At 67.9% G+C, this 14,849-nt stretch carries 12 protein-coding genes; 8 read left to right on the top strand and 4 right to left on the bottom strand.

From position 1 onward, the window contains the following. The first annotated feature begins 3 nt into the window (after window positions 1–3). The 8 genes from ACFSQR_RS02545 (at window position 4) to ACFSQR_RS02510 (ending at window position 9,431) form a co-directional block, all read left to right on the top strand. Complete coding sequence (locus ACFSQR_RS02545) at window positions 4–1,140, top strand: DUF1624 domain-containing protein (RefSeq protein ID WP_377727771.1); 1,137 nt, start codon at window positions 4–6, stop codon at window positions 1,138–1,140. A gap of 179 nt (window positions 1,141–1,319) precedes the next feature. Continuing rightward, window positions 1,320–2,588, top strand: coding sequence for an efflux RND transporter periplasmic adaptor subunit (locus ACFSQR_RS02540; RefSeq protein ID WP_377727768.1), 1,269 nt, complete (start codon window positions 1,320–1,322; stop codon window positions 2,586–2,588). A 30-nt stretch (window positions 2,589–2,618) separates the two neighbouring features. Next, window positions 2,619–3,311, top strand: coding sequence for an ABC transporter ATP-binding protein (locus ACFSQR_RS02535; RefSeq protein ID WP_377727766.1), 693 nt, complete (start codon window positions 2,619–2,621; stop codon window positions 3,309–3,311). An 11-nt stretch (window positions 3,312–3,322) separates the two neighbouring features. Beyond that, window positions 3,323–4,636, top strand: a complete 1,314-nt coding sequence (locus ACFSQR_RS02530) for an ABC transporter permease (RefSeq protein ID WP_377727764.1) — start codon at window positions 3,323–3,325, stop codon at window positions 4,634–4,636. 10 nt (window positions 4,637–4,646) lie between these two features. Then, entirely contained in the window at window positions 4,647–5,882 is a 1,236-nt protein-coding gene (locus ACFSQR_RS02525; RefSeq protein ID WP_377727762.1) for an ABC transporter permease, read from the top strand. 94 nt (window positions 5,883–5,976) lie between these two features. Beyond that, on the top strand, window positions 5,977–7,311 hold the full coding sequence (locus ACFSQR_RS02520; protein WP_377727760.1) for a sigma-54-dependent transcriptional regulator: 1,335 nt from the start codon (window positions 5,977–5,979) through the stop codon (window positions 7,309–7,311). Window positions 7,312–7,314: 3 nt separating this feature from the next. Next, complete coding sequence (locus ACFSQR_RS02515) at window positions 7,315–8,667, top strand: sensor histidine kinase (protein WP_377727757.1); 1,353 nt, start codon at window positions 7,315–7,317, stop codon at window positions 8,665–8,667. Then, entirely contained in the window at window positions 8,667–9,431 is a 765-nt protein-coding gene (locus tag ACFSQR_RS02510; RefSeq protein WP_377727754.1) for a fused MFS/spermidine synthase, read from the top strand. Before ACFSQR_RS02515 ends, ACFSQR_RS02510 begins: the two co-directional genes overlap by 1 nt. A gap of 81 nt (window positions 9,432–9,512) precedes the next feature. Here the strand turns inward: ACFSQR_RS02510 and ACFSQR_RS02505 are convergent, their stop codons facing one another. From ACFSQR_RS02505 to ACFSQR_RS02490, 4 genes are read right to left on the bottom strand one after another with little or no spacing between them, the layout of a single operon-like run. Then, the gene (locus ACFSQR_RS02505) at window positions 9,513–11,030 is read right to left on the bottom strand and encodes a hypothetical protein (protein ID WP_377727751.1); all 1,518 of its coding nucleotides are present in this window, start codon (window positions 11,028–11,030) and stop codon (window positions 9,513–9,515) included. After that, on the bottom strand, window positions 11,027–12,994 hold the full coding sequence (locus ACFSQR_RS02500) for a hypothetical protein (protein WP_377727748.1): 1,968 nt from the start codon (window positions 12,992–12,994) through the stop codon (window positions 11,027–11,029). The genes ACFSQR_RS02505 and ACFSQR_RS02500 overlap by 4 nt, the downstream gene beginning before the upstream one ends. Then, window positions 12,978–13,967 carry a BatA domain-containing protein gene (locus ACFSQR_RS02495; protein ID WP_377727745.1) on the bottom strand — a complete coding sequence of 330 codons (990 nt, stop codon included), beginning with the start codon at window positions 13,965–13,967 and terminating at the stop codon, window positions 12,978–12,980. Before ACFSQR_RS02495 ends, ACFSQR_RS02500 begins: the two co-directional genes overlap by 17 nt. Further along, window positions 13,964–14,848, bottom strand: a complete 885-nt coding sequence (locus ACFSQR_RS02490) for a DUF58 domain-containing protein (RefSeq protein WP_377727743.1) — start codon at window positions 14,846–14,848, stop codon at window positions 13,964–13,966. The genes ACFSQR_RS02495 and ACFSQR_RS02490 overlap by 4 nt, the downstream gene beginning before the upstream one ends. Between the last annotated feature and the right edge of the window lies 1 nt (window position 14,849).

Below are 14,849 nucleotides of genomic sequence, written 5' to 3'. Positions count from 1 at the left end.
GCGATGGGCAAAGCGGCACGGGTACCGGCGATCGATGTGCTGCGGGGTCTTGTCATCGCGCTGATGGCGCTGGACCATGTCCGCGACTTCTTCGGCGTCGCGCTGTTCGCTCCGGAGGACCTCTCGGCCACGAGCCCAGGCTGGTTCTGGACGCGCTGGGTCACCCATCTGTGCGCCACCACTTTCATCCTGCTGGCCGGCAGCTCGGCCTATCTGCGCGGCACCGCATCCGGCATCCCTGCCCTGTCCCGCTACCTCCTCACGCGCGGGCTGATGCTGATCGTGCTCGAAGCGACCTGGATCTCGTTCAGCTGGCAGCTCGCCTACGACATCATGATCTTCCAGGTGATCTGGGCGATCGGCGTGGGCATGGTGGTCCTCGCGGCGCTGGTGTGGCTGCCGCGACCCGTCATCGCGCTCATCGCGGCATTGCTGATCCTCCCGCACAACCTGCTCGACCAGGTCAAGTCGGACTCGCCGCTCTGGATCCTGTGGCACCAGTCGGGCTTCATTCCGCTGCAGGCGGGGATCCAGGGCATCTTCGTGCGCTATCCGCTGATGCCGTGGATCGGCCTGATGGCGGCCGGCTACGCGATCGGTCCATTGTTCCAGGCTGCGCCGCCACGGCGCCAGCGCATCCTGTGGATCACGGCCGCGATGCTGCTGGCAGGCTTCCTGCTGCTGCGCGGCTTTAACGTGTACGGCGATCCGCGCGACTGGGCGCCAACAGGGCGCGGGCCGATGTTCGACCTGATGGCCTTCGTGAACGTGGAAAAGTATCCGCCGTCGCTGCTGTACCTGTTGGTCACGGGCGGCATCGGGCTCGCGCTGCTGGCAGTCTTCGACCGCGTCAGGCCGGTGGGCTTCCTGCAGCTGTTCGGGCGCGTGCCGATGTTCTTCTACGTGATCCACATCGCGCTGTTCCAGGTCCTCGGCAAGATCTACTACCAGCTGCGCTTTGGCAGTACGCCGCATTTCGATGGCAACAGCTTCGTGCTGCCCAAGGGCTATGAGCCTTCGCTGCCGGTGGTCTACGCGGCCTGGATCGCGCTGCTGGTGCTCATGTACTTCCTGTGCCGCGCCTGGGTGGCGTACCGCCAGCGCCCTGCTCCCGCCTTGGCGGAATCCGCCATAACCTGACCGATTCCGCCAAGGCGGAAAGTCGACGCCCCCATGTCCGCGGGGTGTCCGCGACGGGGTGTACGGACACGCGGACAGCCGTGTCCGTGAACGCATTTCGTTAAGAATCAACGAGTTAGCGTATGGCACGGTTCGTGCATAAGTGATGGCATTCAATCACCATCGACTGACCCGAAGCCATGATTCGCGATACTTCTCACCAGGACACCGTCATCGCCCCGCCGGCGGGCCTCAAGAACAGGAAGCGCATGCTGATGGCCGGCGGCGCCGGTGCCGTCGTCATTGCCGCCGCGCTGGTGCTCTCCGCATGGAACAACAGCGACGCCTCGGTCAACGCCGCGCGCGTGCGCATCGCGGAAGTGGGACGCGGCACGCTGGTGCGCGACGCTTCCGTCAACGGCCGCGTGGTCGCCGCCGTGAGCCCGACCCTGTTTTCCACCGCGCCTGCCACCGTCACGCTCAAGGTGGAAGCCGGCGACACCGTCAAGAAGGGCGACGTGCTGGCGATCCTGGAATCGCCCGACCTGTCCGACGCGCTCAAGCGCGAGCAGTCCAGTTACGAGCAGCTGGTGGCCGAGGTGGCGCGCCAGGAGATCCTGGCCAAGAAGCAGCGCCTGCTGGCCCAGCGCGAGGCCGATACCGCCGAGATCGCGCGCCTGTCCGCACAGCGCACGCTGGAGCGCTACGAGAGCGTGTCCAACGAGGGCATCATCGCCAAGATCGACTTCCAGAAGGCCAAGGACGAGCTGCGCTCGGCCGAGATCCGCGCTAAGCACGCCTCCAGCGCCGCCGCACTGGAAAAGGACGACGTGGCGCTCGAACTCAAGACCAAGATCAGCCAGATGCAGCGCCAGAAGCTCGCCATGGACAACGCCCAGCGCCGCGTCGACGAGCTGACGGTGCGCGCGCCGGCCAACGGTTTCATCGGCACGCTGAACGTGCAGAACCGCGCGGTGGTCCCGGCCAACGCACCGCTGATGACGCTGGTCGACCTGTCGCGCCTGGAAGTGGAACTGGAGATCCCGGAGACCTACGTGGACGACATCGGCCTCGGGATGAACGTCGAAATCATGATCGGTTCGGTCAAGGCGATGGGCAAGCTGTCCGCGCTGTCGCCCGAGGTGGTGCGAAACCAGGTGCTGGCGCGCGTGCGCTTCGAAGGCCAGCAGCCGCCGGGCCTGCGCCAGAGCCAGCGCGTGACAGCGCGCCTGCTGATCGAAGAGAAGCCGAACGTCGTCATGGTCGCGCGCGGCCCGTTCGTCGAAAGCGAAGGCGGACGGTTCGCCTACGTGGTGCAGGACGGGGTCGCGGTGCGCACCCCGGTCAAGCTGGGCGCAACCTCGATCTCCTCCGTGGAGATCCTGTCCGGCGCCAAGCCGGGCGACAAGATCGTCATTGCAGGTACCGACACCTTCGAGAACGCGGAGCGCGTCTCGATCAATCAATAAACAGAACCCTTACGTAGAAAGGACACGACCATGCTGCGCATGAAAAATCTCTCCAAGGTGTACCGTACCCACATGATCGAAACGCACGCGCTGCGCGGTTTCGAGATCACCGTGAATCAGGGCGAGTTCGTCACGGTGACCGGTCCTTCGGGGTCGGGCAAGACCAGCTTCCTCAACATCGCGGGCCTGCTGGAAGACTTCAACGACGGCGAGTACATCCTCGACGGCGTGAACGTGAAGGGCATGGACGACAATGCCCGCTCGCGCCTGCGCAACGAGAAGCTGGGCTTCATCTTCCAGGGCTTCAACCTGATCCCTGACCTGTCCCTGTTCGACAATGTGGACGTACCGCTGCGCTACCGCGGCTTCAATGCCGCCGAGCGCCGCGAGCGTATCGAGGACGCGCTGTCCAAGGTCGGCCTGGCTTCGCGCATGAAGCACTACCCGGCCGAACTGTCCGGCGGCCAGCAGCAGCGCGTGGCGATCGCGCGCGCGCTGGCCGGCTCGCCCAAGCTGCTGCTGGCCGACGAACCAACCGGCAACCTGGATACGCAGATGGCGCGCGGCGTGATGGAGCTGCTGGAGGAGATCAACGCGCAGGGCACCACCATCCTGATGGTGACCCACGACCCTGAACTGGCGACCCGCACCCAGCGCAATGTGCACATCATCGACGGCCAGGTGTCGGACCTGGTGCGCAAGGCCCCATCGCTGGTGGCATAAGGAGCGCGCACATGTTCAGCTATTACTTCAAGCTAGGCGTGAAGAGCCTGCGCCGCAACCCGGCGCTGACCGCGCTGATGGTGCTGACGCTGGCCGTCGGCGTGGCGGCGTCGATCTCCACGCTGACGATCCTGCACGTCATGTCGGGCAATCCGATACCGCACAAGAGCGACCGCCTGCTGGTGCCGATCGTCGACAACGGCCCGCTGGAAGGCTACACGCCGTCGGACCGTCCAGACGACATGCAGCTCAGCTACAAGGACGCCACCAATTTCCTGGCATCGGGCCAGGGCGAGCGCCGCACGGCGGTCTACGGCATCAGCGCCGCAGTCGAACCGGAGCGCAAGGACATCGGCGCCTTCAATGCGACCGGCCTGGCGCCGACCAGCCACTTCTTCCCGATGTTCGAGACGCCGTTCCGCTATGGCCAGCCATGGGGCGAGGCCGAGGACAAGGCAGGCGCCGACGTGGTCGTGCTGTCGCGCGAGCTGTCCGAGCGCCTGTTCGGCGACGCCAACCCGGTCGGCAAGCAGGTCCGCATGATGGGCTTCTCGTTCCAGGTGGTCGGCGTGGTCGACCACTGGAAGCCGCTGCCGCGCTACTACAAGATCATCGGCGGCCCTGGCGCGTTCGGCGCGGAAGACGAGTTCTATATCCCGTTCGCCACCGCCATCCGCCACGAGACCTCGCACAACGGCAGCATGAGCTGCAACAGCGAACGCGAGCCGGGCTGGCAAGGCCTGCTCAATTCGGAGTGCACCTGGTTCCAGTTCTGGTTCGAGACCGCGTCCGCCTCCGACCGCGACGAGCTGAAGGCATGGCTGGACAACTACGCGGCCGAACAGCGCAAGCTGGGCCGCCTGATGCGCAATGCGCCGAACCACCTGTTCGACGTGATGGAATGGCTGGAAGAGATGAAGGTGGTCGGCAACGACGCCAAGCTGTCGGCGTGGCTCGCGTTCGGCTTCCTGCTGCTTTGCCTGGTCAACACGATGGGCCTGCTGCTGGCGAAGTTCTCGGTGCGCGCGGCCGAAGTCGGCATCCGCCGCTCGCTCGGCGCCTCCCAGCGCGACATCTTCACCCAGTTCCTGGTGGAGAGCGGCGTGATCGGGCTGGCGGGTGGCATCCTGGGGCTGCTGCTGGCCTTCGGCTCGCTCGCGCTGATCGGCATGCAATCGAAAGGCATGGCGAACGTCGCGCAAATGGACTTCGTGATGCTGGCCTTTACCTTCGTGCTCGCGGTCGCGGCTGCGCTGCTGGCCGGCCTGCTGCCGACCTGGCGCGCATGCCAGGTAACGCCGGCCGTACAACTCAAATCGCAATAAGGATCCGATCATGGAAATCCGTCCTATTTTCTCTGCGCTCCTGCGCAACAAGACCGGCGCGATCCTGGTCGCGGTGCAGGTGGCCATCAGCATGGCGATCCTGGCCAACGCGCTGCACATCGTGAACGTGCGCCAGGCGGTTGCGGCGCGCCCGAGCGGCATCGTGAACGAATCGGAAGTCTTCTTCATCAACGTCCGCAACCTCACGCGTGGCGGCCACGAGGAGCAGCTCGCCACCCAGAAGCGCGAAGCGGCGACCCTGCGTTCGGTTGCCGGCGTGACGTCGGTGGCCAAGGTGAACCAGGTCCCGCTGTCGCGCAGCGGCAGCACCAACAGCGTCGCGGTCGACCGCAAGCAGGTGAACCAGACCACCGGCGCCTCGTTCTACCTGAGCGCGGACGACATCGTGTCCACCTGGGGGCTCAAGATCATCGAAGGCCGCAATTTCACTGCCAACGACGTGATGGAGATCGACCAGCAGGCCAGCGAAGACTTCCCGGACAAGGTCATCATCACCAAGGCGCTGGCCGAAAAGATGTATCCGGGGGAGACCAACATCGTTGGCCGCGAGATGTACTTCGGCACCGGCGAAGGCGCCAACGCGTCGCGCATCGTCGGCGTGGTTGAGCGCCTCCAGTCGCAAAACGCGCAGGTGGCGCCGGAGGCGGAGTATTCGACCATCGTTCCGGTGCGCCTGTCCGGCGACACGGTCAACCTCTACACGGTGCGCGCCGAAGCCGGCCAGGTCGAGCGCGTGATGCGCGAAGCCGAAGCAGCCCTGCGCGCGGCGTCCCCGACGCCTGTCATCGTCAAGACCCAGACGATGGACGAGACGCGCCTGAACCGCTACAAGAACGACCGCACCATGTCGTGGATGCTGGTGATCGTGTCCGGCCTGCTGCTGCTGATTACCGCCAGCGGGATCGTCGGCATCGCCAGCCTGTGGGTCACGCAGCGGCGCAAGCAGATCGGCGTACGCCGCGCGCTGGGAGCACGCAAGGTCGATATCCTGCGCTACTTCCTGACCGAGAACTTCATGATCACCACCGCCGGCATCGTGGCCGGCGTCATGATGGCGATCAGCCTGAACCAGCTGCTGGTCTCCAAGCTGGAGATGGACCGCCTGCCGATCTCCTACCTCGTGGCAGGCAGCGCGGTGTTCTGGGCGCTCGGCGTGCTGGCCGTCTACGGCCCGGCGTGGCGCGCGGCGAGCATCTCGCCGGCCCTGGCCACCCGCAGCGCGTAAGTGGAAAGGGGACGGTCCCCGCAGGCCTTCCCCTCACGCAAAAAAGCTGGGGACAGTCCCCAAGGGGACGGTCCCCGGTGATATGCTACCCGCCATGCCCACCGTACTGATCATCGACGACAACGCCGCCGTCGCCGTCGCGCTCGAGGTCCTGTTCTCGCTGCACGACATCGCCGCGCTGCGCGCCGCCTCTCCGGAAGAGGGCCTGCAGATGCTGGCCCGCCATCGCGTGGACCTGGTCATCCAGGACATGAACTTCACCGCCGACACCACCTCCGGCGAAGAAGGCGTCGCCCTGTTCCGCGAAATTCGCGCGCGCCACCCCGACCTGCCGGTGATCCTGCTGACCGCATGGACCCATTTGGACGCGGCGGTGGACCTGGTCAAGTCGGGCGCCGCCGACTACCTTTCCAAGCCATGGGACGACCAGCGCCTGCTCGCGACTGTCACTAACCTGGTCGAGCTGGGCCAGGCCAACCGCGCCCTGCAGCAGCGCGTGCAGCGCGAGCGCCGCGAAAAGCGCGAGCTCGAAAGCCGCTACAAGCTGTGCGGCATGGTGTGGGAAGACCCGGCCACCGAACGCGTGCTGCAGCTGGCCTGCCAGGTCGCGCGCGCCGACGTGCCGGTGCTGATCACCGGCCCGAACGGCACCGGCAAGGAACGCATTGCCGAAATCATCAAGGCCAATTCCTCGGTCGCAGACGGGCCGTTCGTGGTGCTCAATTGCGGCGCGCTGCCGGCGGAACTGATCGAAGCGGAGCTGTTCGGCGCCGATGCGGGCGCCTACACGGGCGCTTCCAAGGCGCGCGAAGGCAAGTTCGAAGCGGCCGACGGGGGCACCCTGTTCCTCGACGAGATCGGGAACCTGCCGCTGGCCGGCCAGATGAAACTGCTGCGGGTTCTGGAGACTGGCCGGTTCGAACGCCTCGGGTCCAACCGCGAGCGCCAGGTCAAGGTGCGCGTGATCAGCGCCACCAATGCCGACCTGGCCGCCATGATCCGCGCGGGCACCTTCCGCGAAGACCTGTTCTACCGCCTCAACGTGATCGAGCTGCGGCTGCCCCCGCTGGCCAGCCGCCCGGCGGACATCCTCCCGCTGGCCAACAGCTTCCTGGGCGGCCGCAAGAAGCTGGACGCCGCTGCGCAAGCTTCGCTACTCGCGCACTCGTGGCCGGGTAATGTGCGCGAACTGAAGAACGTGATGGCGCGCGCCGGCCTGCTCGCCACCGGCGACTTCATCGGCGCGGCCGACCTGGGACTGCCGCTGGTCGCACCTGCTGCGGGCGTCGACATGGAGCCGGACCGCGACACCATTGCGCAGGCGCTGGCGCGCGCCAACGGCGTGGTCGCACAGGCAGCTGCCGACCTTGGGCTGTCGCGCCAGGCGCTGTACCGCCGCATGGAGCGGCTCGGCATCGCCCGCCCCTAAGCGATGAAGCCGAACGCGCCGCCGGGCGGCTACCGCTTTTCGCTGGTCACGCGCTGGTCCGTACTGGTCGGCACCCTGCTCGCACTCGGCATCGTTATCGCGATGGCGCTCGATCATCTGCTGCCGGGCCGCCCGCTGCTCGTCTTCAGCATCTGCCTCGCGCTCGTCGTGCCGGTCGCCATTATCACGATCCGCTCGCAGATCCAGCTCATCCTGTCGCTGTTCCGCGCGCTGCAAGGCACGGTCACCAGCTACAAGGACGGCGACTTTTCGTTCAGCCTGCACTGGGACCGGAACGACGAGCTGGCCGATCTGGTGGCCGCGCACAACGCGCTGGGGCATGTCCTGCGCGAACAACGCCTGGATCTCGTGCAGCGCGAACTCCTGCTCGATACGATGGTGCAGAACACGCCGGTCGCCATGCTGCTGGTCGCGCGCGAGCACCGCATCGCGTTCGCCAACATCGCCGCGCGCCAGTTGCTGGCGGAAGGCCGCAAGCTGGAAGGCATGCAGCTGCAGGACATCCTGTCGGGTGCCGCGCCGGCGCTGACCGAAGCACTGGCCAAAGGGAAGGACGGCCTGTTCGCCGTCAGCGCGGCAGACGGCACGGAAGAAGACGTGTACCACCTGGCGCGCCGCACCTTCAGCCTGAACGGCCGCAAGCACGAGCTGATCCTGATCCGCCAGTTGACGCAGGAGCTACGCCGCCAGGAAGTGCAGACCTGGAAGAAGGTCATCCGTGTCATCAGCCATGAACTGAACAACTCCCTCGCGCCCCTCACCTCGCTCGCGCATTCGGGCGCGGAACTGGTGCGCCGCGGGCAGACCGAACGGCTGCCCCAGATCCTGGAGACGATCACCGAACGCACCCGGCACCTGGAGTCGTTCATCTCGGGCTATGCGCGCTTCGCCAAGCTGCCGACGCCGCGCCCGGAGAGCGTAAGCTGGGACCTGTTCGCGGAACGGCTGGCCTCCGAAGTACGCTTCCGCATCGTGGGCGAGCTGCCGCAGGAGCGCGCGGTGTTCGATCCGGCCCAGATGGAGCAGGCCCTCCTCAACCTGCTGAAGAACGCCCACGAATCGGGTTCCGCTCCGGACAAGGTCGAGCTGAGCGTGCGCCTGGCGCAGGGCTTCTGGCGCATCGAAGTGCTGGACCGCGGCCAGGGCATGAACGAGGCAGTGCTGACCAATGCGCTGGTGCCGTTCTACTCCACCAAGCGCAGCGGCACGGGCCTGGGACTGGCGCTTGCGCGCGAGATCGCGGAAGCGCACGGCGGGCGCATCCAGCTGGCCAATCGCGACGGCGGCGGCCTGGCCGTGACGATGATCCTGCCGGCGGCTGCTACACTGTCGTAATGTCGTCACCCGATCCACGTTTTTCCGCACCGGGGCATCCGCCCGCGACCATCACCGAATTCAAAGGCGTGCGCTTCCTCCACCTTGGCACCTCGTGGGTGCAGGGCGCGATGCGCCTGTCGCGGCCGGACGCGATCGAGCTGGAATACGTCCAGATGATGATGATGTGGATGCTGTTCATTGAGCAGCCGCGCCGCATCGCGCAATTGGGGCTGGGCAGCGGCGCGCTCACCAAGTTCTGCTACCAGCGCTTCCCGCAGGCGCGCGTGTCGGTCGCCGAGCTCAATCCCAACGTCGTCGCCATCAACCGCGCGTTGTTCGGGCTGCCGCCCAACGACGCGCGGCTGGACGTGCGCGAGATGGACGCGCTCGACTTCGTCAACGATCCGGCCAACCGCGGCCAGCTCGATGTGCTGCAGGTCGACCTGTACGACGAAGAAGCGCGCGGCCCGGTGCTGGACACGCCCGAGTTCTACCAGGCCTGCGCGGACTGCCTGAAAGATGGCGGCATCATGACGGCAAACGTGTTCGGGGACTTTTCCAACTACGACAAGAACCTGCAGGCGATGGAGTCGGCGTTCGACTCGGTGGTCTGGCTGCCCGAGGTGCACGATGCGAACATCGTCGTCATCGCTTTCAAGAACTCGCCGCAAGTCGACTTTGCCGCGCTATATAAGCGCGCGGGCGACATCCGGCGCGAGTTCAACCTGCCCGCCAAGAACTGGGTCAACGGCCTCAAGGCCTGGATGCACGACCACGCCTAGTCGCGCCGGCACGCAAGGGGACCGGTCCATCCTTTTGGCGGAATCGGCCATGTTGTGGCCGATTCCGCCAACACCATCCTGCTATCGCCGTTCGCGCCACCACAAGCCAAGCATGGCCGCCACGAACGCCAGTGCAAACGGCCACTCCGGCAGCGGCGTGCGTCCGGCCGGGACCCGCTCCGGCGTACGCGCCGCGTACAGCGCGGTGGCGTCGCGCCGCTGCGCCGCCTGCCACATCGGCCAGTCCTGGTCTTCGTACACGTACACGGCGCTGCGCGCCTCGCCCTTGGCGCCGGTTTCCATCGCCAGCCATCCCTCCTTGCGCGGCCACACCGCCACGCACGAGGCGCCGGCCTTGTCCGGACGGCGCTGCCATTCCAGCGACTGGTCGAGCGACGGGAAACGCACGCTGCCCTGGACGCCGGTCGCGCAGACTTCCAGGCGCTGGCCCGCGAGCGGCATCTCGGCCGGCGCCAGCCAGTTCATGTCCACCTTGCGGCGCACGCCCGCGGCATCGACCACCTGCTGCCACCACAGCGCCAGCGCCTTCGGCTGCGTGATCGCGTGGCGGTGCCAGTCGGCCAGCGACAGCCACGTGATGCGGCCCTGCTGCCATGCCCGCGTGGCGATGCGCTCGCCGCCATCGCGCCACGTCCCCTGGGCCTGGGCGGCCAGCGCAGGCACGGCCATTTTCAGCTCGCCGCGCGTCTCGGTGCCGTCCGGCTGGGAGGCCAGCGCCAGCTGGAACTCGCGTTGCCACAGCGAGCGGTCGGACGCATTCGCGCCCAGCACGATCAGCGGAACGCCGCTTGCGGTCTGCGCCATGAGTTGGGCACGCGCGCTCGCGGGCAGGCGCTCGACGTAGGCCGCGTCCACGACAACCACGTCGGGCCTGGCGATCGCTTCGCGCGAGGTCTGCGCACGCGTGATCGTCTTTCCGAGCACGACGCGCCAATCGAGCACCGCGTGCGACTGCTGCAGCAGCCGCGCCAGCACTTGCGCGTCGAACGACGGCGCGCCGAAGCGGCCTTGCACGCGCAGCGGTTCATTGTCGGTCACACGGAACGGCACCGGGCCTTCCGCAACAGGCTTGCCGTCCTTGCCGAGCAGGCGCGCCCGCAGCACCAGCGATTCGGCGATCGGCGGCATCCATTGCACGGAAATGGTCCGGCCCTCGCCCTTCGATTCGGCCAGCAGCGCACCGTTCTCGGCCAGCAGTTGCAGGCGTGCGGGGCCACTCTCGCCGCGCTCGACCGCCAGCGTGAAGATACGGCCGCGCACCATCTCGTGGGGGAAGTCGAGGCGCAGCACAGGCGTGTCCGGCGCGCTCCAGCGCAGCGGACGCGCCGGCAGGTCATGCCACTGCGCCGCGCGCAGGCCGTCGCCGTCCACCGTCACTTCGGCCGCGTGCGCGATGTCGCCGGATGCTGCATCGGCCGCAGGCCCCCTGCCGGCAGGCAGGCTGAAACCATTGACCAGCGCTGCCAGCGCGGCGCCCGCGACCAGCGCCAGCGCAGCATCGATCCACTGGCGGCGCCACAGGTACGCCGCCGCGCTGGCCAGCGCCACCGCTACGGCTGCAATAGCCAGTTCAATCATTTGCGGCCTCCGCCTTGCAATGCTTTCGTGAACGGCGTCTCCGCGACCGGCTTTGCCTGCAGCAGCACAGGCGCAGTCTCGATGGCGCCGCGCAGCCAGGCGCGCAGCGCCGGACGGCATTTGACGCATCCGTCCGCGACGTCCTGCACCGCGCGCTGCGCGGACAGGCGCTGGTCGTCGTCGCGGATGCGCTCACGGATCCAGTCGTTGGCGTCGCGCGACCACAAGGCCGGCAGCGCGCCCTCTTCGGACAGTGCGGCGATCAGCTTGCGCACCGTGGCGGGAACCACATCATCGGATCCGGCCTGCTCGCGCTGGTACGACGCTGCGCCATCCAGCTCGCCGGTCATGCGCTTCTCTTCCTTGATCGGCGGCGGTGCGAACGCGGTCTTGTGCAGGTAGATGCGGTCGGCCTGTTGCAGCTCCTTGATCGCCAGCAGGGCCTTGTTCTCCGGCGCCAGCGCGGACCGGGGCTCGATCGCGCGCAACGACTTTTCCGCGTCCCACATCGCCGACAGCGCGCGCCGCAGGATCTTCTTTGTCTCTTCGTCGAACAGCGTCGCGTTCTCGGCCTGGTCGTGCGCGTGGCCGTAGTCGTGCAGCACATCCATGCCGCCGCCCTCGCCTTCGCCGGCATGGTCGTCTCCAGCCGCGAACAGCGACGATTCCTCGCCGAGGAACTGGCCGTAGCGGCGGCGCAGCACGCCCTGGTCGCCGGCGATCGCCTCGCTGCGCGCCCGGATCGCCGCCGCCGGCATGCGCGGGTTCGCGCGCATGTCGGCCAGCAGCTGCTCGGTGTCGATGATGATCTGGCGCTGGCTGCGCAGGTTCTCCGGCTTGACCAGCATCGGCAGCGCGGTCGACTGCTCACCCTCGGCCTGCGGTCCGGGCAGGCGCAGCGTATAGGTGGGCGACTGCGTCATCTGCGGCGTGCCGGCGTTGTCCACCGCGCGCACGAAGAAGTACAGTTCGTCGCCCGGCTCCATGCCCAGTTCGGCCAGCGTGAAGCGGCGGTCGAAGCGGCGCTGCTTTGGATTGCTCCCTGCCGGGATCGGCATTTCGCGGTCGGAGAAGCGCACGTTCTCGCCGCTGCCGCGCGCCAGCGTCATGTGCAGCGTGGCCCGCACCACCCGGTAATCGTCCTGCACCGCCAGGTTGATGTGCGCAGAGGTGGTGCCGGCCGGGAGGATGGTCAGGATGTCCTTCGGCGCCGCAATCGTGACCACCGGGGCCACGTCGGGCGTCACGCGCAGGTTGTGGCGAATGCCGTTCCAGCGCCAGAACACCGATTCGGTCGCCTTCCACTGCGCACAGGCGCGCTCGAACCTGAGCACATTGCCGTCGGAGAGCTCGACCGGCGCGAGCGGCTCCACGCCGTTCTTCACGCACCAGCGCACGGTCGAAGTGGACGGCACCTGGAGGTCGCGCGGCGCGCTGTCGTAGGATGCAAGTCCGGTGTAGCCAGGCGGCTCGACACGCAGGCCGATCGTCGGCGCCGGCTTCTCCGCGGCCATGGCAATCGGGGCGGAAGGCGTCGCGGCTGCGACCGTGCGCTGCTGCCATGCCCACAGCGACGCGGCGATGACCAGGCTCGGCACCACCCAGCCAAAGCCATGGCCGATATGCTGCCAGGCGACCCGGCCCGCTTCGCCCTGGCCCAACAGCTCTTCTGCGCGGCGGAGCACGCGCGCCTGCTGCAGGCGCGCCACCGGGGTCGACGCGTCGAGCAGCAGGCGGCTGCTGTCTTCCATCTCCGGCCACTGTGCGTCCAGCCAGGCGGTCCACTGCGCGGCGACCTTGCGACGCACGCGCCAGAGGTCGAAGCCGGCCACCAGCACGACCGCTGCAATCCCGATTACAGAGCGCAGCGCGATCCACGGCAGCAGCGCGAGCAGCCACGCCAGCGCGCGGCGGCGCATGGCCAGCAGTTGAAGGCGCGAGACGATATCAGCGGCGGCGGACATGGGTCAGGATCCGTTCGGCTGCAAACAGGGCGATCAGCAGCATATTGAAGAAGGAACGCAGGGCGCCGCTGCCGCTCGCCAGCGGCGCACCGGCGAATGCCTGCAGCGTGTGCGAGGGCACGGTGTACGGCACCGGCGCGTAATGGAGGCGCTGCCAGGTCTCGAACAGGCGTCCGGCGGCATCGGCATCAGCCGGCGGCAGGCTGTTCGCGGTCCAGACCCGGCCCTGCGGCGTATCGGCATAGCGGAAGCCGGCGATCCCGGTTGCCGGCACGGGGCGCGCCTGCGCCAGTTGCGGGAACGCGGCAGGCCGGGTGACCCACCACAATCCGGCCTTGCGGTCCGCAGGCGGCGCGGCAGCGTTGTCCCACACCGCCAGCTCGGCCGCACCGGTCGCCGCCACATATGGCTGGCCGCTCGCAGAGGCGGCATCGAAGAACGCGCGCCATGCGGCAGCGCGCTCGCTCGTCACCAGCACGCGGCGCGGCTCGGGCTTCGTGGCCGATGGGCGGGTACGCAGGATGACGGTATGGCGCAGGCGCGGCATCTGCGCGGGCATGGCGACGTCGCCAACGACCAGCACGCGGGCGCCGTCGTTCCATTCGCGTTCGTGCGCGGCAAACCAGGCCAGCACGTCGCGGCCATCCATTTGCATGCGCGGCGCGCTCGCCATCCCCACTGCTGCGGCTTGCCGGTCGACCCACCCCGCGTCCGTGCCCGGCGCGACCAGCACGGCATCGCCGCGCCACGGGAACATCAGGTCCGCAAGCCGCACGATCACCGCCACGAGCAGCAGGCAGCGCAGCAGGAGCAGGAAGCGGTCGGACCATTTCCATACGCGCACCTGGCGCGGGTCGGCCTGCGGGAGGAAACGCGCCGTCGCCAGCGGCACGGCCTTGACGCTCTCGCGCTTCTGGCGGTGCCACCAGACCGGCAGCAGCAGGATAGGGAGTGCGAACCACCAGAGGCTCATATGCGCCCCGCCTTGCGCATCCATGCGCGCAGCACCGCGCCGGGTGCGTCTTCAATGGTGGCCATCAGAGCCGGTATGTCGTGCTTTTTCCATTCGGCGGCGACGGCATCGAAATGTCCGGTGCGGCGCTCGCGGTACTGGACCTGCGCGGCGGCATCGAAGCGGAACACCGCACCCGCATGCTCCGGATCGCGGTAGGGACGCGCGGCGTCGAAGCCCGCGTCCACCTCGGCCTGCGTCTGCAGCCCGACTACGCGCACGTCGTGCTGCATGTGGCGCAGTCGTACCAGCGCCGACGAGAGCGCCGACGGAAATTCAATGAAATCGCCGGCAGCAAAAACCAGGCTGGGCGAGCGGGCGAAATGCAGGCTGGAGCGCAGCAGGTCCTCCGGCGGCAACTCGCCCGACGGTTCGGCGCGCGACAGCGCCGCCAGCACGCGCTGGAGCTGGCGCGGTCCGCGCGAGGCCGGGGTGAACTGCACCTTGCCGCCGCTGAGGACCAGCAGGCCGAATGCGTCGCCCTGGCGCTGCGCGATCGACGCGATGCATCCCAGGAGCGTGCGCGCGAACCACATCTTGTCCAGTCCCTTGACGCTGCGGCTTGGCTCGGCCATCGATGCGGTGGCGTCCAGCACCAGCCAGGCCGCGACGTGGCTGTCGCGCTCCGCCTCGCGCACGAAGTAGCGGTCGGCGCGCGCCAGCAGCTTCCAGTCCACGCGCCGCCATTCGTCGCCCGGCGCATACGCGCGGTACTCCGAGAATTCCACGCCCGCGCCGCGCTCGCGGCCGGCGTGGATGCCATGTCCGAGCCCTGCCAGGACGTGACGAATGACGAGGCCGAGATCGGCCGTGTGCGCGACCAGCGCCGATGAAGCGATCATG

Source organism: Pseudoduganella sp. GCM10020061 (assembly GCF_042683405.1).
Classification (GTDB): Bacteria; Pseudomonadota; Gammaproteobacteria; order Burkholderiales; family Burkholderiaceae_D; genus Telluria.
Note: the sequence above shows the minus strand (reverse complement) of the source record. Positions and strands in the feature narration are given on the sequence as shown.